The 834-nt window shown below is 22.8% G+C and carries 1 pseudogene; it reads left to right on the top strand.

The annotated features are described in order from the left end of the window. Positions 1–68 precede the first annotated feature (68 nt). A pseudogene (locus L8V82_RS07715) lies at positions 69–834 on the top strand (hypothetical protein); the annotation flags it as partial.

Here is an 834-nt window from a genome sequence, read left to right as displayed (position 1 = left end):
TTAAATGTTTTAGCGATTCAGAATTTTCTTGTTCGCCATTAAGCAGATTGAAATTAAAAAAAAACATAATGTTGAATGTTGTGGATTTTATTGAATTATACAAGAAAACAGAATTAAGATGGTTTGTTTTCGGATGGCATGGTATGATTAATTTTGACTTTTTTAAAAAAAATAATTTATATTTTTTAAATGGAATAATTTATGAAGACCATGCTTTTGGGTTTTTGTTATTATCATCTATGGATAATATATATATATATATAGATAAACTATATAACTATAGAGTACGACAAAATAGCATTATGAGGTCATCGACACTGTATAATTATTGTGGTTACCTTGAACCTTATTTCTGTGATACTTCGACTGCTAGACAGTATTTTAATTCCATTTCCACTTTTATTAGTTATAAATTTGTTATTGATGTTATTATCTGTTCAAAATATAGCATTCAAAATAGTTTGAAAGAATATTTTATGCCACATTATTTACAATGTATTATAAATATTAAATATATATTTAAATATAATGTAATAAGCTTTTTTATTTTTATTTATTTTTATGATGATTTATATAGAAAAAAACAAAATAAAAAATTATTTTTTTTAGAAAATATTCAAAATGAAAATAGCTTGTCTGAAATAAAAAAAGTATGTAGTATTCTAAAATTAACTTCAAAAGACCAGGTGGATTTTGATTACTTGGATCAAATTCAGCACCTCAATCAAACCATAAAAGAAAAAGATAGTATTATAAATTCTAATACAAATCATATCAATCAACTACAAAGTAATATACAAGAAAAATCAACCCAGCTCAATCAAACCCAATCCA

Source organism: Campylobacter sp. IFREMER_LSEM_CL2151 (assembly GCF_025771725.1).
GTDB lineage: Bacteria > Campylobacterota > Campylobacteria > Campylobacterales > Campylobacteraceae > Campylobacter_D > Campylobacter_D lari_C.
Note: the sequence above shows the minus strand (reverse complement) of the source record. Positions and strands in the feature narration are given on the sequence as shown.